Source organism: Streptomyces sp. NBC_00237 (genome assembly GCF_026342435.1).
Taxonomy (GTDB): Bacteria; Actinomycetota; Actinomycetes; order Streptomycetales; family Streptomycetaceae; genus Streptomyces.
In genome coordinates this window covers 1,030,177-1,048,613 of sequence record NZ_JAPEMT010000003.1, presented here as the reverse complement: position 1 = coordinate 1,048,613, position 18,437 = coordinate 1,030,177, and the positions used below count along the sequence as shown (strand labels likewise).

The following is an 18,437-nucleotide window of genomic DNA, read 5'->3' as shown; positions in this document are numbered from 1 at the left end:
ACCGGAACGTCCTCTAAAGCACCGTCACAGCCTGGGCGTGCTGGCGCAGTGGAAGGTCCTGCTGCTCCCAGGTTACGGCCACGTAGTTGAGGAGTTCGGCTATGGCCCGCTCCGAGCCGCTCGGGTCGCTGAACAGCAGGCGGTCGGCGGCGTACGCAACTTGCTGTGCCGTGGTCGGGCGGCCGGCGACGTCGGCGCGAGCGGGTTCGTACCGCGGAGAGGGGCGGCCGTGGTTCTGCTCCTGGTGGTCATAGGCGTCGGCGGCCTGTCGGTTGGCGGCGTACTCTGCCGGGCTCTGCGGATTCGAGAACGGACAATTGATGCCCGGCATGTGAATATCCCTTTCTGAAAGAGCAGGTCGAGGCAGTCGATCCATTGCCGATGCTGCTATCAGTTGAACGTTATGGCTCACGAACTTTCTGCTAACCAGCCTTGATGAGACCGAATAGCATGAGAACCCCCATGATCAACAAAAAAGCCCCGATCATGATAGGCCCAATTCGGGCTGTAGACTTACCCGCTCGCGCGTTAGAGCGGGCAAAAAAGCACTACCCTCGGTGACTCTTTTGGCAAATTTGGAACTGTAAAAAATCGACCCTCCCCCCATTATTATCCCCACTGCGGTGGATTCCGCCATTTGACGCTCCTTGCCACAGCCAACCAATCTCCGTAAGGTAGAAAGCTCAGCGCTTCCGTGACCTGTTCCACAGGATAAGAACAACCAGAACGATGACGCACCCAATGAATACAGCCGTCCCGTAGGGCCCCACACTATTGATCCCGCTTGCAGTCACCACGGCATGCCCTTTCGATCGTGACGTTACAGAACCGCCGCCGGAGCGGCCTCCCCGACGGCAGCCTTCATACGCAAAGAACTGCTATTTCTTCAATCGAACGTACAAAGCCGCCGCTATACCGATGACCACAACCACGGTGGCGATAATTGCACCGGACGCACCGCTCAACGCGGCCAGCGTATTGTTTTCCATGTCAGCCTCCGAGCATAGGGTTATTTCATTTGGGTGACTAGCTGGTCGGGGGAGGGCGGAATCGCCCTCCCCCGACCCTTACCGTTTATGTCCAGGCGCCCATTCCTTCTTCCTCAACCTTGTCGCCCACGTAATCCCCGACCTTGAAACACGCAGCCCCCACCACCGCGCCGCCTACTCCACCAGTAGGCGCCCCAGCGGCAACAGCAGCCGTTCCGCAAGCGGATTCCGTAAGTGCACCAGCTGCCATCCCTGCCCCGATGGCGGCGGCTTTCCCGTATTCGCCGTTCGCGAGCGCACCCACGGCCTCTGCGCCGGACTTCACGTCGTCATAGAGGCCTACAGCTTTCGTGGCGCCCTTAAGAACTCCCCCTACGCTCAACGTCCCGTTGGGGTCGATGCGATTGACGGGGTCGCCTTCGGCGTAGAGGTAAGGGTTCTTTTCCTGGCCGGAGGGGTCGGGGCTGGTGAAGCGGCCGATGCGCGGGTCGTAGTACCGGGCCTTGAGGTGGTAGAGGCCGGTCGGGTCCTGGTAGCCGCCGGCGTACCGGTAGGGCTGGGGGACTTTTTCGGTGAAGGTGCCGTCGACGCCGCGGGGGCTGTAGCGGTACTCGTTCACTTTCGCGCCGGTCTCGTCGGCCAGTGCGAGGACGGAGCCGAGTGCGTCGGTGAGGTAGTAGTACGACTTGCCCGCGGTCGTCATGGAGTTCAGGGTGCCCCCGGGCTCCCGGTTGAATCCCATGTCCCCGGTCGGGTCGGTCTTCGCGGAGAGGCCGAGGGGGCCGTTGTGCATCGTGGTGTCGCCGTAGAAGAGGCGCTCGGACTGGTCAGTTGAGCCGTAGAGGCCGGTGTACTTCTTTCCGGCGACCGTGACGGAGGTCTGCTGGGAGTGGTCGGACCAGATGCCGCCGGTGCGGGCGCGTTCGGCGCCGCTGGCGCCGTCGGTTTCGTTGCCCGCCTTGTCGTAGCCCCACCCGGCGGTGGAGCCGCCGCGGGAGATGAGCTGGGAGGCGTCGTTGTAGGTGTAGGCGGTGCCCGCGACCGGGCAGCCCTTTACCGAGCCCTGGGAGGTGAGGTTGCCTGCTGCGTCGTAGCAGTACTGGTAGGACGCGGCGAGGGTGGTGCCCTTCTTCTCCTCGGCGTAGGAGAAGCGGCCCGCGCTGTCGTAGGTGTAGGTCTTCGTCAGGCCCATTACCCCGTCGGTGGCGGTGCGGATCTTCGTACCGTCCTTCGTCGCCGTCCCGGAGACATAGGAGTAGGTGTAGGAGGTGTTGGTGAGGGTGCCCTTGGGGGAGGTCGCCTTGATCAGGGTGGGGCGGCCGGACTTGTCCGGGGTGACTTCCTGGACGGTGCCACCCGGGTAGGTGGTCTTGGTGCGCTTGTCGTTGTTGTTGTAGGCGTATGTCGTGGTCTTGCCCGACGGGTCCTTCAGCGCGGTGAGGCGGTTCGCGGCGTCGTAGGTGTAGCCGGTGAGGCCCGCCGGGTCCTTGTAGGTGTCGACGTTGCCCGCCGGGGTGTAGGTGAGCTCGGTCTGGGAGCCGTCCTGGAGGGTGCGGATGGTCTCGCGGGAGAGCGGATCGAAGGCGTACGTGATCAGGCCGCCGTCGTCCGTGCGCTGGGAGAGGTTGCCGTCACCGTCATAGACGTAGCGGACCGTGGTGGTGGAGGAGGAGACCTCCGTGATGCGGTCGCGGTTGTCGTAGGTGAACACGGAGTTGACGCCGCGGCCGTCCACGGAGGTCTCGACGCGGCCGAGGGCGTCGTAGGTGTAGGTGGTCTTGCCGAGCGGGGCGGGCGGGGTGACCTCGACGAGGTTGCCCCTGGCGTCGTACTGGAACTTCGTCACCTTGCCGCGGGCGTCGGTGACCGTGCACCGCTGGCCCTCAAAACCACCGCAGGTCGGGGTTGCCTTGTTGTAGGTGTACTTCTCCGTGCCGCCGCCGGTGCCGGAGACGGCGACCGATTCGGTGTTGCCCGCCGCGTCGTAGGTGAAGGAGGTCTTCTCGCCGTCGGCGGACTCCATCGTGCCGGGCACGTCCCGGCCCGCCCTGGTCGCGTACGCGCCGACCGCCGAGGTCGCCCCGGTCGGGAGCTTCGCGGAGGTGGGATTGTTACGGGCGTCCCACCCGTACGCGGTCTCGTTGCCCGGCGTCGAACCGGTGCCCATCGCGTCCGTGGCCGTCTTGACGTTGTGGTTCGCGTCGTACGACTTGGAGCGGGAGTGGCCCAGGGCGTCGGTGGTCCTGGTGACGCCGCCGTCGGTGTTCAACTCGTAGGTGGTGGTGTGCTGTTCGGGGTCGGAGACCTTCGTCTTCCCCGCCTCGTAGGTGTACGAGTACGTCGGGCCCGTGTGCGCGTTGCCGTTGAAAGCCGTCGCCCGCTGCATCGAGGTCACGCGGTTCTGCGCGTCGTAGCCGAAGTTCGTCACCCGGCCGTCCGGGGTCGTGATCCGGGTCAGGCGGCGCGAGGTGTCGTACTCGAAGACCGTCGACTTGCCCGAGGTGTCGGTGGTCTTCGCCAGGTCACCGGCCGGGTTGAGGTCGAAGACGGCGGTGCGGCCGGCGTGGTCCTTGGCCTGCCACTGCGAGGCGTCCGTCTTCACCAGGTCCACCCACCGGCCCGAGCGGGTCTCGGTCAGCTTGAAGCCCTTGTGCTCCGCGCCCTCGTCGTGCTGGGTCACCGTGATGGTGCCGTTGTTGCGGTCAGTGACCTTCGTCAGGGTGCCGCCCGCGTTGTACGTGTCCTTCGAACCCGACTTGCGGTCGGTCAGGGTGAACGTCCCGTCCGCGTTCGCCTTCAGGTCCTTCGAATACCCGGCCGGGGTCGAGTACGTCCCGTCGGCCTGCTTCACGAAACGGACCGAGGCCCCAGTCGCGTCGAACCAGGCGAACTCCGTGTCACTGACCTGCGCGTACCGCTCCCAGCCCTGCCACCACCGCTGCGAGACCTTGCCCCACGGGGCATCCATCGAGTTGTACGTCCGGGTCAGCTGGAGGCTCTGGCCAACCCCCGGGACGTCGAAGTCGGTGGCGGCCAGCATCAGGTTGCCAGTGGAGTAATTGACCCTGGCGACCAGGGCGTCGGTGATCCGGAAGTCCGAGATCCGGTGCCAGGGGACCGCGCCCTGGCCCTTCGGGATGTCGGCCAGCAGGGGTGCGGCCGGGGCGGCGAGGCGAGCCTTCTGCGAGGAGCGGGAACGCTGCTTCTGCGCCGCCCGCCACGCGGCGCGGTCCTTCGACGGGGCCGCCTCAGCGGCCGGCGCCGGGGCCTTGTTCGTGCCGACCTTGACCGGCGGGACCGGGAGGCGGGGTGCGTCCTTCTTGCCCCAGACGGAGCTGGCGGGGACCAGCGGCGGCTTCACCGGGTCGGCGGCCAGCGCGGTCGGCAGTGCGCCGACGCCCAGGGCGAGTACCGCCAGTGCCACCGTCAACGTGCGTCTCGCCCGTATCTGCGTACGGGCATGGGTGTGCTTCTGCATCAACTTCCCCCACGGAAAGTCAGATACCGGAGACCCCGTTGGTCACCGGAGGCGCACACCGTCACACAGTTCGCACACAGGGAGACTTGCCGTACCCCGAAGAGCCGAACGCATGCGAGCAGAAATAGGCCCCTCCGGTTGGGGGCGAAATGGTGGGACATCTCCTGAAGAGAGTGAAGATTCAGTCGGGGGAAGCGCAGATTCCGCCAGAAATTCTGGCCTGGACCTTTTCCCAGCTGCACGTGACTCTTTGCTCCAGAGAACCCAGTCATATGTCCGGGCTACCTAGGGGGCGGAGGCGTTGACGTGGGCCTGCAAGGACACCCGAACGCCTTATAAGAGCTCTTCAGCGCGTCCTGGAGCAGCTGCCCCGCAGTGAGTCACCGCTATAGCTAAGCAACCTGGCCGGGAAGTCAATTTGCAGAGAGGCATGTACGCCCGGTTGGGCTGCGCGTCGCTCTTCCTTCACAAACCCGCCGTCGAGGACCACGGCGAGGCGCCGGGAAAGCCCGACGCAGCCAGCAGAGCAACCTCACGCCAACCAACAGGCGAACGCGGATGTCACAGTGCGCGCGGTACAGCGACGGCTTCCCGAGGATCGCCGTGCTGCCCACCACCGGGACGGGAGCGAAATGGGTGTGCTGCGGGCTGCGGGGAGGCCGATGCGGTCGAAAGCTGTGTCGGTGGCGATCGGGTGGGGCGAGGGCGCCTCGAAGGTGGAGTCGGTGCGGGCGAAACTGAAGCGTCTGGCTCGGCGGGGCTGGCTCACCGAGGACAGTCCGGGCCTGTTCGCTTTGACGGAACATACCGAGGACCTCGGGCGGCACGGCCCGGGCTCTGGCGGATGAGAACCCTTCTTCCTACGGTCGTAGGTATTGAACCGAAATGGTTTGGTTGCCTATTCGAGGGTGTAGCGGACGTGTCGTGCGTGGAAGTAGCCCTGGATGCGGTGAGGTTGGCGCTGGCGGCGGTGGAGGAAGCGGCGGGTTTCGCGGGCGAGGTGGTCGGCTGAGGTGGCGCGTGCGGCGTGGACGTGGTGTCTGAGGTCGGCGTTGAGGATTTCGTCGGGGTTGAGCTCGGGGCTGTAGCCGGGCATCAGGTGCAGCTCGATGCGGTCGGCGTTCTCCTGGAGCCAGGCGCGGACGGCTTTGCTGCGGTGGACGGGGTGCCGGTCGGCGATGACGTGGACTTTTCGTCCGGCCTGGCGGGCGAGCCGGTCGAGGAAGGCGGTGAACACCTTCGCGGTGAACTTCCCCGTGAAGACGGTGAACCAGAGAGAGCCGCGGGAGGCGATCGCGGACATGATGTTCACCCGGAACCGGCGCCCGTTGACCTTCACGGTCGGGGTCTGTCCGGCGGGGGCCCACGAGCGTCCCGGCGGGGCGGTGTCCGAGCGCAGTTGGCACTGGTCCGCCCAGGCCACGACAGCGTGCTCGGCGTTCGCGCGTGCGGCGACGGGGGGGTATTCCTCGTCGAGCCAGGCGCTCACCTTCTCCTGCTGCTGGCGGCAGGAGCGGCGGGCCGGGCGCTGGGGTGTGAAGCCGTGCCGGCGCAGCCATGTGCCCACGCCCTGTTCGGTCATGGTGGACCCGGTGACCATCCGGATCAGCTCGGCGACCAGGGCCCGGGTCCACAACGGGCCGCCGATCAGCAGCTGTTCGGGCGTGTAGTCGGCCATCGCCTGGAAGAGCACCGCCCGGTCCTGGGCCCCGATCAGCTCGCCGGGCCCGGTGCGGGACTTGACCGGTGCCGCGAGCGCCTCCCTGCCCGCGGCCTGGTACTTGCGCCACCAGGTGCCCACCGACCGTACCGACACCCCGAACACCTCCGCCGCCTGCCGGTACGTCTGTACCTGCCCCGACTCCAGCGCGGCCACACCCACAGCCGCACCACCTCCTGCGCGGCGGGCCCCAGACCCCGCGCACCCCCAAGCTCGATCACACACCCTCAACGGGCCAGGCAACCAAACCGTTTCGGTTCAATAAGGCCGTGGCGGCTTTGCCTCTGGGATGAACACGCGCTTGACCGGACGGACATTCCAGGGATGCTCGGACCAGCGGTGCGGGCGCGGACCTGCTTGTTCCGTGCTCGCCGCCAGGCCCGATCCGATTGGGTCCGCCAACGACACGCACTGCGAATCCGGGGGCTGGTGGCGTACGCGCCGGACGGCCACACGGCACGTGTGCGCCCCATGCGCGCCGTAACACTGCGCCCTCAGCGCTCCCAGCCGGCACGCAAGGAGCGCATGACATTGCATTCCGGGGTTATGCGCACAAGCAACGAAATAGGTCTTACGTCCTGTTGCTGCGCGGATCTTCCCGCCCTGTGGCCGGAACGCACCGCGCCCCACCCATCCGGTATGCGGCACTCACGGTGGCTATGTAAGACCACTGAGCAGCCCCGGAAAGGGAAGATCTCCATGGCAAGATGCGAGGGACTCGTCGCCTATTTCAACCGCTCGAAGGGGTACGGCTTCATCGTCCCCTTCGGCCAACGAGACCAGATCTTCGTCCATGGGGCGGACATCGAGACGGATCGCCAGGTCCTCTCCGAGGGACAGACCGTCTCCTTCACCCTCGAACTCGCCGCCCACCGCTGGGAAGCCCGCCAGGTCCGCCCCTGACACCCCGGGGCACCCGGTGTCTGACGCCCGTTGTCCGCCGCTGGAGGGCGGCCTCGCCGCGGAGCCAACACGGGCGGGAGGAACCAAGCATCCTGGAGTACCGGCTACGGCTACCTGACTCATACGGCTTTACGTCACTACGGAGTTCGAACCACACCTCAAACCCTCACCCTGCCTGCCGCGTTCGTGCGCCCAGATGGTGCTGACAGGTGCGCAGGATCGCGTACGGCCGGTCGGGTCCTCGGCGTTTCGTCGTGCCCCCTGGCTGCAGCGCGGATGTTAGGGGTCGGCTGGGCACTGCATCCCGCCTATGTGACGCGCGTCACGGGAACTGCCAGGGGCGTCGTACCAGAGAGATGGGCATGGACTACTTGGACCCAGAGACGCGGACGCGGGTGCGGGCCGGTGACCGGGACGCGTTCGGGCGGCTCTTCGACGCGTACGCGCGCGCGGTGTACAACCACGCGTACCGGCTCACCGGGGACTGGTCAACGGCGGAGGACGTGATGTCGTTGACGTTCCTGGAAGCCTGGCGCCAGCACGGCCGGGTCGGCGAGGAGGGCGGGTCGCTGCGGCCGTGGCTGCTGGGCATCGCGACCAACCTGGTCAGGAACCAGCGCCGGGCCGCCTGGCGGCACCGGCAGGTGCTGGCCCAGCTGCCGCCAGTGCCCGAAGGCATCCCCGATTTCGCCGAGGAGACGGCCGGTCGGATCGACGACGCGGAGCGGATCGCCTCCCTGCAGGAAGCGTTGGCACGGTTGCGCAGACCGGACCGTGAGGTGCTGGCCCTGTGCGTGTGGGCGGGCCTGGACTACCAGGAGGCCGCCGAGGCACTCGGCGTGCCGGTAGGCACCGTCCGCTCCCGGCTCTCCCGCGCCCGTGCCAAGCTGCACCGCCTCACCGAGGCAGCCACCTCCGAGAGCCCGCACAAAAAAACGGAACCCGCCCCCACGGCAGACCAGATGAACAGTGGGCCCGCGACCGCGGGTCTGTCCCCCAAGGAGGCACACCTGTGAACGCCGACCAGCGGCCACAACCGGTCAGGCGCGCCGAACCGCTCGGGCACCTGCCTGGGCCGGCCGGCCGCGACCTCCCGCCAGGACGTCACGCCCTCCACCGGGAGCTCCTGATGCGCCGGATCGACCTCTCCACCCCCGCCGGACAACCGTCCCGACCGCGGCTGCGACGGCGACTGGCCTTCACGCTCGCCGGCGCCCTCGCCGCAGCCGCGGCCATGGGCGGCGTCACGCTTTACGACCGGACGACCAGCGGGCCGTTCGGTTCCTCAACGCTCGCCAGCTGGACCACCAGCCCGACCCACGTGGACACCTCGACGGGCCCGGGCGCCGCCACCTTGAAGTGGTGCCTGAACACGATGCCGGGTGACAGCGGCCCCATCAAGGTCACCAACGCGGACCTCCGCGGGAAAGTCACCTCCATGATCGTCAGCCGCGGTGACACCACCACACTGTGCTACGTCGCCTCAAAGAACGGCGGCTTCTCGGCATCGGTCAGCACGGCACAGACCATCGCGCCCGAAGCGATCTCCTACGACACCTCCGGCTCCCACGGCGACGCCCCGGACGTCTTCAGCTACGCCGCCGGCTTCGCCGGTTCTCACGTCAAGGCAGTCACCATGACGGCCCTGGGCCGCACCTTCGAGGTGACCGTCGAGGACGGCCGCTGGACTGCCTGGTGGCCCAGCGCAGTCGGGGGCAGGGACAGCAGCCGCATCGACACCGTCACCCTCACCCTCACCGACGGAACCACCCGCACCGGCACCGCGTCCTCTCTCATCCTCCCGACACCGACACCGACACCGTCACCCTCAAATTCACCGAAGGAACCGACCGCAACGCCACCGAGTCCTCCGTCATCCTCAGCAAGCTGAACCGCTGCGACCGGCGGCCGCATCACACCAGGCCGGGGCACCCTCGGCCGGAGGACCGATGCAACAGCCTGTACGTGCGGCATCACTTGAATCCCCCTGAGTCCCGCTGAATGCTTGGCCCTGCGGCCCTGGTGGTTCTTCCTCCTACGAGTGGACCGCCCTCAGGTAACGCAGTTTCACGGTTCCTGAAGCACTCTCGTCCCGTCCGGACACTCTGCGGTCTGAGCGAAGGCGAGGGTGTCCCTCCCCTCGTAGCGTGGAATCCGTGATCGCTGGGGAAGTTGAGGCTCATGGGTTCCAAGCAACAGACGTACGCGCCTGAGTTTCGTGAGGGGGCTGTACGCATTGTGATCGAGACGGGCAGGCCGATCCCGGAGGTCGCCGAGGAACTCGGCGTACATGCCGGGACGCTGCACAGCTGGGTGTCGCGGTGGCGGCGCAACGACTCGGCGTCCTCCGACCGGCCCGCGCCCGCCGCCCCGGGCGGCAGGCTGCGCGATACCGAGCGGGCTGAGCTGGAGCGGCTGCGGCGGGAACGGCGCCCCAGGCTCGTGCAGAACCACGTCCGAAACGGCGGCACTGTGCCGCGATCTGGCTGCGTTGACCGGCCACAGTTCTGCCGCCGCTGGCCAGTTCGCCGATGTCCTCCAGGGGCCCGGCGCACCGCCGGGAGGCGCGGCGGAGCGGAGGGAGGTCAGGCGAGGTAGAACGAGAACCTCTCGGAGGTAATCTCTCGGCCTTTGCTATCGCACAGTGACAGATACCCGGTGTGCTTTCCTGCTGATGCGTTTCTCTGGGTCGGGAAGCTGGTCGTGGCGACGTAGGACTCACCCTCCCCGCAGCGGGTCAATGAGGCCGTCCTCTGTGCGACGGTGGTGAAGCCGCACTTCACAACAAGGTTGATGTGACCGCAGGTGATCTGCTCGGGGAACTTCCCGGTCAGGGTCACCGTGACGTCCTTACCCCGTACCTGTACTGCCGGCTCCAGCGTGACACTGACGTTGTTCGTGCTCTGCTCCGTCACGACAACTCCGTTTCCGGTGATATCCGCAGAGCCAGACCCAGATCAATCACCGCCTCTGGCTCCGCGTAGGTGGTGAAACGACCGTCCCAGAAGCAGCACACAACAGACCAGGGGGAAAAGCTCAAACCCCACCTTCGGGTCGTTCGGGTGCAACCCGCCCGCGCAGGCGCATTTCCCGCTGAGGAACTCGTCTGCGGCCTTGCTGCGAAGCACGGATCACAGTGTTCGGTGCTCACGGCGCCAGGTATACCCCGACGACCTGGACGACAGCCGCGCACCCCGCCGCCTCCGCGCATCCCGGCATCCGGGTGCTGCGCCGGGACGGCTCCGGCGGCTTCGCCCAGGCCACCACCGACGCCGACCCGACGATCGTCCAGGTCAGCGACCGCTGGCACCTCTGGCACGGCCTGGTTGAGACCGCCCTGAAAGAGATTGGCGCGCACGCCTCGTGCTGGGGAAAGTTCGGCCCGCCACTGGCCGAGGGCAAGCGCGCCGCCACCACCCGGGAACGCTGGCGGCAGGTCCACAACCTCCTCGACCGGGGCGTCGGCTTGCTCCCCTGCGCCCGACGCCTGGGCGTCTCGCTCAACACCATCAAGCGCTACGTGCGCTGCGACGAGCCGGACCGCATGGTCCGCGCCCCCGTCTACCGCGCCTGCCTCGTCGACCCCTATCGCGACTGCCTGCGCACACGCCGCACGGACGACCCGGCCGCCCCCGTTACCCACCTCCTCGCCGAGATCCGGGAGCAGGGCTACACCGGCAGCGCCAACCTCCTGGTCCGCTACATCAACCAGGGCCGCGTCGAGGCCGACCACGCCGCCCTCTCCCCCCGCAAGGTCACCGGCCTACTCACCCGCAACCCCGACCGCCTCGACGACCGGCAGAGCACGCTGCGCGACCAACTCGCCAGCGCCTGCGCCGAGATGAACACGCTGGCAGCCCAGATCCGCACCTTCGCCGACCTGCTCGCCCCCACGAGGAAAACGCCGAGCAGCTGACCGCCTGGCTGACCCGGACCCGGGCCGCCGACCTGCCCTTCCTCCACTCCTTCGCGAACGGCCTGGAACGCGACCACGCCGCCGTCGACGCCGCGATCACCCTGCCCCACCACAACGGCCGGACGGAAGGCGCCAACTGCAAGATCAAATTGGTTAAGCGGCAGATGTACGGCCGTGCGGGCCACCGTCTCCTGCGCCAACTGATCCTGCTCAACTGACCGGCAGCCCCAGCGACCAACGCCTACGAAAGTCTTGGAAGACCCGAACGTTTTACAGACCCGGGCCCGACCGGGTAGCCGTCCCAGACGGCAGGGGTCGGGGGAGGGAAGTGCCGGTGTTCCGCAGCCCGGGTGTGGAGGGTGTGAAGTAGGAGGAATGCCCCTGCCTGGTGGTGGGTGCCGCTCGTTTGTGAGATATGAGCAATGCTTCGCTTCCTCCACCGCGAGCCGGGCTGCCGACCGTCTACTGGCTCCGCTCGCCGGGCCCCGTGCGGGGTGTCTGGTGCGGGTGCGCCGAGAGGGCTGACGCTTCTTCACGCAGTGCGCAGGGAGCGCTTCGTCACCTGATGGTCGGTGCGGCCTGTGCTCTGATCGTCGTCGCCCTCGCCTTGACCGTGGCCGCGTGAGGAGTTCCCATGCGCACGGGAGGAAGAGACTCGGCGGGACTGCCGCCTGCGTGTCTGGCATCGGGTGCGCGGCGTGCCGCCGTGCCCGGGGTTTATGGGCGGCGGTTCAGGGCGTCGCGGAGGGCGGTCCGCAGGGCGAACAGGTCGGGCAGCGCGGCGTGCTGGGTGAAGGCGTCGATCAGTTCGTCCAGGCGGGCGAGGTCGTCTGCCTCGACCGCCCGCACGATCGCCGTGATCTGATCCTGCGCAACGCTGGGGAAACCTTTCACCATGTCAGGCTGCCCAGTCTGAGGCTCTGGCTACCCGCACCGTCCTGCTGCACGCCGGGCATCCTCTCGCAGCTCCTGTGACCGGCGTGTGACGTCAGTCCCACCAGCTGGTCCCGCGTGTGCCGGTGCCGGGGAAGCGGGCCCCCGGTTGAGGCAGCCGGTCCTCCTCGTTGCGGGGCCCGGGAAGCTGGTGGCCCCGCTGGTGCCAGAGACGCAGGAGGGCGTCGTAGATGGGTGTGCCGGGATCTGGGGCGGGGGCCGGGGGAGGCACGGATTCCCAGACCGGTGCGCGGGGAGGGAGAAGCGGGTGGTATTGCTGCATGTCCCTTTCAACGAGACAGCACCGTGTGCAGTGCGGGCTGTGGCCCTCGTTCTGGTGATCCCCTGCCCCACACGAGGCATCCCCTTGTCCCGTGCGAGACCCCGATGGCGGCCGCGCGCCGGGGCTGCTGGCGCCTGGTCCCGTCTGTTGCACCGGGTACACGGCCAGCAGTCGGGTGGGCGGCCAGGAGCCGCGATCGTGGTGTGTGCCCCGCCGGGAACGGCCAACGATCGCGGGCTCCTGGCTCATGACCGGCTGACCTGCTGTGGAAGGGAAGCGGGTCGGCAGGTGATGTTGCACCCGGGCGTTCAACGAGCAGGAGCGCGAGAAGGCACGTGAGTGGTCTGGTAGCCGAAGGTGGCCGTCCCGCGGGGTATGAAGGGCCGATGTGGGCTGCATCGGGGGCGTCGGGTGGTCAGCCGCCTCTGGTGGCAGACTTCGCGGCATGGGACTGTTCAAGCGGGCCAGCAAGTCGAAGGATACTGCTCAGGGCGGTGCGCCGGCTGACCTGAGCACGCTGCTGCTGCAGGGCGAAGACGCGATCGATCAGCTGGCGAGGGCGCACGTGTCCTGGGGGCTGGGTTCGGCGGACCGCTGGGGCCTGGATCAGAGGACGGGCCTGATCACGTGGAGCTTCCCCGAAAGGACCGCGACGGCGCCCGCGCAGATCCTGGCCAGCTTCAGCCCCTCGTCGGGCTCGTGGCTGTGGGCCTGGGCGAACGAGAGCGTCCGCCCGGAAATGAGCCGCGACGCCCGAACCGTGCGGGACTGGGCAAAAGAGCATGGGCATCACGCTCTGGCACAACCGAAGATCGACGCCGACGAGCGGACCGCGGCAACCCTGGCGGCTCTGGGAGTCCGGATTACCAGGGCAACCGGCTTCTACCAGGGTCCTGGGGGTGACTCCGTCGCGGTCATCACGTTCGGGCTGGTCACCTTGGCCGCTGCGGACGGCAGCACGTCCACCTTCAACATCAATATCGGCTAGCTGAACCAGCGGGCGCGGTGGCGTGAGGGATCGGTGCCTGGCTTTCAGCGGGGCCAGGCCAGTTTGAGTCCCATGCCCGGCAGATGATCCGCCACGTCACCCCCGAGCACCCAGGCGCTCGCCACGATCGGGGAGCTCCGGATCATCGTGCCCACTGCGGACGTGCTGATCTCGTACGTGCACACCGGCTGCATCGTGCGCGTCGCCGACCGCCGGGCTGCACACCGGACGCCGGTGGAGCGGGAGTTCAGGGCCGCGTTCAGTGCCGCCGGATGGAGCGTGCTCGACCGGTAGGCCGCGAGTCTCGACCGGTACGCCGCGAGTCTCGGACTCCAGCCCTCGTCGGTGATGAACCGGGCAGCCCGCCCCCGGGTGGGAGCCGGCCCTTCCTTGCGAGGCCGTTGGAGTGAACGGTCCCTCCAGAGTGCTTGTTCCGGCGGCCGGTTCTGCCAGGATCGCCTCGCTGAACTGACCCGTTCGAGAGGATCTGGAAATGATCGGTGCAGGTACCGGAGGGAAGATGCGCTGGCTCGTACTGTGACGACCGGATCTGTGTCAGGGTCGACGGTTCCAGCCTGCGGGTCGTCAAGGTGAGCGCCTCGGTGGCCCAGAACGGGGACTTCAGCGGGTTCTTCCACATCTACGGCGGCGGTGTGGACCGCACGAGCCAGACGCAGTTCTGGGGCCCACAGGACACGTACGAAATCCATGTGGGCCGTGATCTGCCCAACGGATCGCTTCTGTGTGCCGAAGGCTGGGAGAAGTTTGGCGACCGCTTCGAGCTGCGGGGCCGCCCGTGCATGGAGATCCGTTTCTGAGTGTCCGCGCTCTCGTCAGCGTGCGCCCTGGGCTCCGCCCTCACATCATGAAGTGGACATCAGCTGTGGTGAGAGGGCGGCCAGTGGACAACAGGGCACCTGCCCGGCGCGGCCCTCTTTCGGTGCGTGCTGCCCGGCCTGAGGAGTACGCACCGAAAGAGGGCGGCCAGTGGACAACAGGGCACCTGCCCGGCGCGGCCCTCTTTCGGTGCGTGCTGCCCGGCCTGAGGAGTACGCGTTGCTGGGGCTGCTGGTGGCGCGGGCGTTCGCCGACGATCCGGGGCTCGGATACCTGACGCCGCCTGGCACTCGGATGGCCCAGTTCATCACCGGGCAGATGGCCCATCTCTTCCCGTACACCGATGTGGCGGCCGAAGCAGACGGCACGGTCCTCGGTGCGGCCGTCTGGGACCCGCCTCAGCAGCTTCGATCCGTGTGGGAGCGAGCAGCGCGTGCCCCCAGCTATGGCGGCGATGCGTACGAGGATTCCCCGGGCCGTCGCGCTGCTCCGCGCTCTGCACCATGCCCGGCCCTCGCACCCCCACTGGTACCTGGCCATGCTCGGCGCCGACCCGCTGGCCCGCGGACGCGGCGTCTCCTCCGCCCTATTTGGACCCCGTCTGGCCGAGTGTGACGCGACCGCGACCGCAGCGCACCTGGAGACGGGCAACGCCTCCAACGTGCTCCTCTACGAACGGTACGGGTTCACACTGACCACGGTGCTGTCCACCGCGGGCCCGAGCGTGCGGGTCATGGACCGCGCCCCCGCTGGGACCCGCGTGAGGTCGTGATCATCCGGTCATAAGTATGACGTCGTTGACGCAGAGACGGCGGGCCAGGGGCCGGACTCCTCGGTCACCCCTCGACACTGACGGCCACCACGTCGGCGTGTTCTCCTTTCCGGCCGGCTGACAGCGCCCGCACCCCGTTGTACCCCGACCCGTTCCCTACGCCCCACCGGCAGGAGCAGCACCCATGTCCAGTAGCACCAGCGAGCAGATCCCCGTCCGCGTCTTCGGCGGCCCGACCGTCCTGGTCGAGTACGGCGGGCTGCGGTTCGTCACCGACCCCACCTTCGACCCGCCCGGCGAGTACCCCACCCCCATCGGCGACTACCACCTGATCAAGACCGAAGGGTCCCCGGTCACCGCCGTCGGCCTCGGCCACGTGGACGCTGTCCTCCTCTCCCACGATGAACACCCGGACAACGCCGACACCGCGGGCAAGGCATTCCTGGCAGAGGTCCCGGTGGTCTTCACCACCGAGTCCGGCGCCGGACGGCTCGGCGGAAACGCCCGGGGCCTGGCCTTCTGGCAGAGCGCCGAACTCCAGCGGCCCGACGGCGGCACGGTCACGGTGACCGGGGTGCCCGCCCGGCATGTCCCCATGGACGTCGAGATCGGGCCCTCGGGTGACGTGGTGGGCTTTGTGCTCACCAGCCAGGACCTACCGTCGGTCTACGTCAGCGGCGACAACGCCGCCATGGAACACGTACAGGAGATCGCCGACAGGTTCGCGCCGGTCGACACCGCCGTCCTCTTCCTCGGCGGCTGCCGCCACCCGCGGATCGCCGAGATGCTCGGGGCCCCCGACAACCTGTACACGCTCTCCAGCGCCCAGGGCGCCGAAGCCGCCAAGATCCTCAGGGCCCGCCGGGCGGTACCCGCCCACTTCGACAGCTGGGCCCACGTCAAGGAAGGCCGCCCCGAGATCGAGGCCGCGTTCACCGCCGCCGGGCTTGCCGACCGTCTGGACTTCACCCGGTAGCCCGGCGACCGGGACCAAATACCCCACGAAAGGCAGCGCACATGGAGAAGATGACCGAGGACCAGTGGCGGACGTTCGTCTCAGCGGGTACCCGCACCGGCAAACTGTCGACGGTCCGCGCGGACGGCAGCCCGCACATCGCCCCGGTCTGGTTTCTCCTGGACGGCGATGACCTGGTGTTCAACACCGACAGTGGCTCCGTCAAGGCCCGCAAACCTCTGCCGCGACGGCCGCTACACGGGCAGCGCAAGGACGTGCTGTCGCATGTTGTGCCCCGTGGGTCAGCAGCACCGGCTCCCCAGCACCAGGTCCCTGGAGGTAGTAGGCGCGGGCGTCCCCGCACCAGGCGAGCATGCCCGGCCTGCCCGGCGCCGGAGTCGTGAAGGACCTCGACGGGAGACTCACCGATGCCTCGGCATGAAACCGCAGTACTCCCGCGTCCGCACTCTCCAGGGTCTACGAGCTGCGGGAAACCGGGCCTCGTAGTCGCCTGGACAAACCCTTCCGGCAGTCGAAGCCGGCGGTGGCGGAACAGAATGGAGACGGCCGTGCAGCATCGACGGACGCAGCCCGCGAGCCCCCCACGGGAAGCCCTGCCCGAAGTGCGAGCAGCCGATGGCACGCAGGAACCGCCGGGCGGGCTCGTGCAGGAGCAAGCAGTGCACTCCCCAGCTGTGTCGCAACGAGGCCCGGGGTGCAGCAGTGGGGCCGTACACAGCGGACGCAATCGTGCACGGCACCATGGAGGCGATCTACCACGTCGGCCTGCGCGTGCTCGGCGGCGCCCTGCGAGCCGTGTTCCGCCTGTTCGACTAGTAGTGCTTGGTCATGTTGGTGCGGGGTCTGGCATGTCGCGGTGACAGGTGGGGCAGGCGCCGGTCCAGGTCGCGAGGAGTATCTGCAGCTCGCGGACGACTCGGTAGAGGCTCAGGCCGACGCCGTCTCTTTTGGGGATCGGCTCAGTCGCTGGAGGGTGCAGAAGGCGTGGGCGACCGAGACGAGGGTGACGTGGTGGTGCCAGCCTGGCCAGGTCCGGCCTTCGAAGTGGGCCAGGCCCAGAGCCTGTTTCATCTCCCGGTAGTCGTTCTCGACGCGCCAGCGGAGCTTCGCGGTGCGCACGAGGACGGGCAGTGGGGTGGTATCGGGCAGGTTGGAGAGCCAGAACTGCACGGGTTCGTCCTGGTCGGCGGGCCATTCGGCCAGCAGCCAGCGGACCGGAAGCTCGGCGGTGGCCGCGGCCTTGCGGATCTCACGTCCGGCGGGCCGGATCCGCAGGGCCACGAAGCGCGAGTACATGCGCTTGAACCCGCTGCGGCCGCTGCCCGGCCGTGATCCCTCCCTCCACTGCACCGGCCGCGCGGAGGATTTGCCGACCGCGATGACCAGGCTCTTCACCTGCTGGGCCGGCTCGGGGTAGGCGGGAACCGGCCGTGGGCCCCGGCCGGAGTAGGCCGGGGTGCACGGTTGTGCGTCCTCGGGTTGTGCGGTGGTCGTGGTCGAGATGCCCACCACGTAGTCGAGACCTCGTTCTTCCAGGCCGAGCCGGAAGGCGGCGGTGTCCCCGTAGCCGCCGTCGGCGATGACCTGGGGCACCTCGATGCCCCAGGACCGCGTCTCGTCGATCATGTCGAGGGCCAGCTGCCACTTCTCGACATGGCCCACCTGAGCAGGGATGGCGCACTTGTCACGGCGGGCCACCTTTGCCGGATCGGCCTTGGGCGAGGCGGAATCCCAGCTCCCGGGCAGGAACAGACGCCAGTTCACCGCCGCCGAGGCTCCGTTGGAAGCCAGGTGCAGCGAGAGGCCGGCCTGGCAGTTGGTGACCTTGCCCGCAGTGCCGGTGTACTGCCGGGTCACACACGCCGACGCGTCCCCGTCCTTGAGGAACCCGGTGTCATCAATGACCAGCGCGGTGGGCTTGATGACCGGCTGCATGCGCCAGGCCAGCCGGGCCCGCACATGCGCCGCATCCCACGGACTGGAGGTCACGAAGTGGGCCAGGGCCTGCCGGTTCCCGTCCTCGCCCAGGCGCGCGGCCATAGGCTCCACCGACTTGCGCCCGCCGTCCAGCAGCAGGCCCCGCAGATAGACCCCGCCCCACCGACGCTGATCCGCCCGCGCGAACGGCTCGAACATCTCCGCCGCGAAGTCCTCCAGGTCACACCGGACCGCAGCCAACTCCTCACTCAGCACACTCAGTCAACGACACGACCGATCAAGAAGACACGCCATCACGGACCGCACATGACCAAGCCCTACTAGGAGTTGTCAGGACGGTCATGGGCGACCGCGTGTAATCCCTCGCCGTCAGGCGCTACACCGCCGCCCCACCGCGCTCCTCCTGGACGTGCCCGCCCCCCTCACATCCCCCTGCCGGACAAGCCCTGCCCCTGCACCGAGCCCTTGTTCACAGCACCTCGCCGACGCCCCGGGTGGCGCTGATGTCGTTCAGCAACCGGTCGGGCAGTTTCCCGTTCCACCGCGTGGCCAGCGCGTACCGGGGACGAACAGCCGCCAGCTGCTCCAGGGCGATCAGCGACACTGGGCGCGCGAGCAGTTCGCGCCGCCCGTGCTTGGCGGTCGCGGACTGCGGCCCGTACCGCGTGCAGCAGCACCAGCTGCTCTCGGTAGCGGCTCGCGAA

General features: G+C 68.1%; 18 protein-coding genes and 1 pseudogene. 12 read left to right on the top strand and 7 right to left on the bottom strand.

Translation table 11 applies throughout. From position 1 onward, the window contains the following. Positions 1–13: 13 nt before the first annotated feature. The 3 genes from OG897_RS31345 to OG897_RS31335 all read right to left on the bottom strand — a co-directional run bounded on the left by OG897_RS31345 (position 14) and on the right by OG897_RS31335 (position 6,349). Entirely contained in the window at positions 14–331 is a 318-nt protein-coding gene (locus tag OG897_RS31345) for a hypothetical protein (protein WP_266662090.1), read from the bottom strand. Positions 332–1,074: 743 nt separating this feature from the next. Further along, positions 1,075–4,467 carry an RHS repeat-associated core domain-containing protein gene (locus OG897_RS31340; protein WP_266662088.1) on the bottom strand — a complete coding sequence of 1,131 codons (3,393 nt, stop codon included), beginning with the start codon at positions 4,465–4,467 and terminating at the stop codon, positions 1,075–1,077. Between the two features lie 898 nt (positions 4,468–5,365). Beyond that, positions 5,366–6,349: an IS630 family transposase gene (locus tag OG897_RS31335; RefSeq protein ID WP_266662086.1), complete on the bottom strand. Its 984-nt coding sequence runs from the start codon at positions 6,347–6,349 to the stop codon at positions 5,366–5,368. A 537-nt stretch (positions 6,350–6,886) separates the two neighbouring features. Here OG897_RS31335 and OG897_RS31330 point away from each other — a divergent pair. From OG897_RS31330 to OG897_RS31315, 4 genes are all read left to right on the top strand, one after another. After that, positions 6,887–7,090: a cold shock domain-containing protein gene (locus tag OG897_RS31330; protein WP_266662084.1), complete on the top strand. Its 204-nt coding sequence runs from the start codon at positions 6,887–6,889 to the stop codon at positions 7,088–7,090. Positions 7,091–7,452: 362 nt separating this feature from the next. Continuing rightward, positions 7,453–8,106: an RNA polymerase sigma factor gene (locus OG897_RS31325; protein ID WP_266662082.1), complete on the top strand. Its 654-nt coding sequence runs from the start codon at positions 7,453–7,455 to the stop codon at positions 8,104–8,106. Positions 8,107–8,219: 113 nt separating this feature from the next. Continuing rightward, on the top strand, positions 8,220–8,981 hold the full coding sequence (locus OG897_RS31320; protein WP_266662080.1) for a hypothetical protein: 762 nt from the start codon (positions 8,220–8,222) through the stop codon (positions 8,979–8,981). A gap of 290 nt (positions 8,982–9,271) precedes the next feature. Then, positions 9,272–9,688 carry a transposase gene (locus tag OG897_RS31315; protein WP_266662078.1) on the top strand — a complete coding sequence of 139 codons (417 nt, stop codon included), beginning with the start codon at positions 9,272–9,274 and terminating at the stop codon, positions 9,686–9,688. Here OG897_RS31315 and OG897_RS31310 read toward each other — a convergent pair. Beyond that, complete coding sequence (locus OG897_RS31310; protein ID WP_266662076.1) at positions 9,676–10,005, bottom strand: hypothetical protein; 330 nt, start codon at positions 10,003–10,005, stop codon at positions 9,676–9,678. The genes OG897_RS31315 and OG897_RS31310 overlap by 13 nt on opposite strands. Before the next feature lie 221 nt (positions 10,006–10,226). On the opposite strand from OG897_RS31310, the gene OG897_RS31305 reads away from it, so the two are divergent. After that, positions 10,227–11,006, top strand: a complete 780-nt coding sequence (locus OG897_RS31305; protein WP_266662074.1) for a hypothetical protein — start codon at positions 10,227–10,229, stop codon at positions 11,004–11,006. Continuing rightward, positions 10,922–11,224, top strand: a complete 303-nt coding sequence (locus OG897_RS31300; RefSeq protein WP_266662522.1) for a transposase — start codon at positions 10,922–10,924, stop codon at positions 11,222–11,224. Before OG897_RS31305 ends, OG897_RS31300 begins: the two co-directional genes overlap by 85 nt. Positions 11,225–11,723: 499 nt before the next feature. Here the strand turns inward: OG897_RS31300 and OG897_RS31295 are convergent, their stop codons facing one another. After that, entirely contained in the window at positions 11,724–11,903 is a 180-nt protein-coding gene (locus tag OG897_RS31295; RefSeq protein ID WP_266662072.1) for a hypothetical protein, read from the bottom strand. Between the two features lie 764 nt (positions 11,904–12,667). Here OG897_RS31295 and OG897_RS31290 point away from each other — a divergent pair. From OG897_RS31290 to OG897_RS31265, 6 genes and pseudogenes are all read left to right on the top strand, one after another. Beyond that, positions 12,668–13,210, top strand: a complete 543-nt coding sequence (locus OG897_RS31290; protein ID WP_266662070.1) for a DUF6882 domain-containing protein — start codon at positions 12,668–12,670, stop codon at positions 13,208–13,210. A gap of 147 nt (positions 13,211–13,357) precedes the next feature. After that, positions 13,358–13,504: a hypothetical protein gene (locus OG897_RS31285; protein WP_266662068.1), complete on the top strand. Its 147-nt coding sequence runs from the start codon at positions 13,358–13,360 to the stop codon at positions 13,502–13,504. Positions 13,505–13,812: 308 nt separating this feature from the next. Continuing rightward, positions 13,813–14,028 carry a hypothetical protein gene (locus tag OG897_RS31280; protein ID WP_266662066.1) on the top strand — a complete coding sequence of 72 codons (216 nt, stop codon included), beginning with the start codon at positions 13,813–13,815 and terminating at the stop codon, positions 14,026–14,028. A gap of 452 nt (positions 14,029–14,480) precedes the next feature. After that, positions 14,481–14,819 (top strand): hypothetical protein, encoded by a 339-nt coding sequence (locus OG897_RS31275; protein WP_266662064.1) that lies wholly within the window; start codon positions 14,481–14,483, stop codon positions 14,817–14,819. A gap of 184 nt (positions 14,820–15,003) precedes the next feature. Next, on the top strand, positions 15,004–15,795 hold the full coding sequence (locus tag OG897_RS31270; protein ID WP_266662062.1) for an MBL fold metallo-hydrolase: 792 nt from the start codon (positions 15,004–15,006) through the stop codon (positions 15,793–15,795). Positions 15,796–15,836: 41 nt separating this feature from the next. Next, positions 15,837–16,029: pseudogene (locus OG897_RS31265) on the top strand (pyridoxamine 5'-phosphate oxidase family protein); the annotation flags it as partial. 693 nt (positions 16,030–16,722) lie between these two features. Here the strand turns inward: OG897_RS31265 and OG897_RS31260 are convergent. Beyond that, positions 16,723–17,931 carry an IS701 family transposase gene (locus tag OG897_RS31260; RefSeq protein ID WP_266662520.1) on the bottom strand — a complete coding sequence of 403 codons (1,209 nt, stop codon included), beginning with the start codon at positions 17,929–17,931 and terminating at the stop codon, positions 16,723–16,725. Positions 17,932–18,202: 271 nt separating this feature from the next. Continuing rightward, on the bottom strand, positions 18,203–18,337 hold the full coding sequence (locus tag OG897_RS31255; protein ID WP_266662060.1) for a hypothetical protein: 135 nt from the start codon (positions 18,335–18,337) through the stop codon (positions 18,203–18,205). Positions 18,338–18,437 lie beyond the last annotated feature (100 nt).

Bases quoted from the DNA above. Each gene is read 5' to 3' on its own strand.
- OG897_RS31325 (WP_266662082.1), top strand. From the start codon at position 7,453: ATGGACTACTTGGACCCAGAGACGCGGACGCGGGTGCGGGCCGGTGAC.
- OG897_RS31330 (WP_266662084.1), top strand. From the start codon at position 6,887: ATGGCAAGATGCGAGGGACTCGTCGCCTATTTCAACCGCTCGAAGGGG.
- OG897_RS31345 (WP_266662090.1), bottom strand. From the start codon at position 331: ATGCCGGGCATCAATTGTCCGTTCTCGAATCCGCAGAGCCCGGCAGAG.
- OG897_RS31260 (WP_266662520.1), bottom strand. From the start codon at position 17,931: ATGTTCGAGCCGTTCGCGCGGGCGGATCAGCGTCGGTGGGGCGGGGTC.
- OG897_RS31290 (WP_266662070.1), top strand. From the start codon at position 12,668: ATGGGACTGTTCAAGCGGGCCAGCAAGTCGAAGGATACTGCTCAGGGC.
- OG897_RS31340 (WP_266662088.1), bottom strand. From the start codon at position 4,467: ATGCAGAAGCACACCCATGCCCGTACGCAGATACGGGCGAGACGCACG.
- OG897_RS31315 (WP_266662078.1), top strand. From the start codon at position 9,272: ATGGGTTCCAAGCAACAGACGTACGCGCCTGAGTTTCGTGAGGGGGCT.
- OG897_RS31295 (WP_266662072.1), bottom strand. From the start codon at position 11,903: ATGGTGAAAGGTTTCCCCAGCGTTGCGCAGGATCAGATCACGGCGATC.
- OG897_RS31270 (WP_266662062.1), top strand. From the start codon at position 15,004: ATGTCCAGTAGCACCAGCGAGCAGATCCCCGTCCGCGTCTTCGGCGGC.
- OG897_RS31320 (WP_266662080.1), top strand. From the start codon at position 8,220: ATGCGCCGGATCGACCTCTCCACCCCCGCCGGACAACCGTCCCGACCG.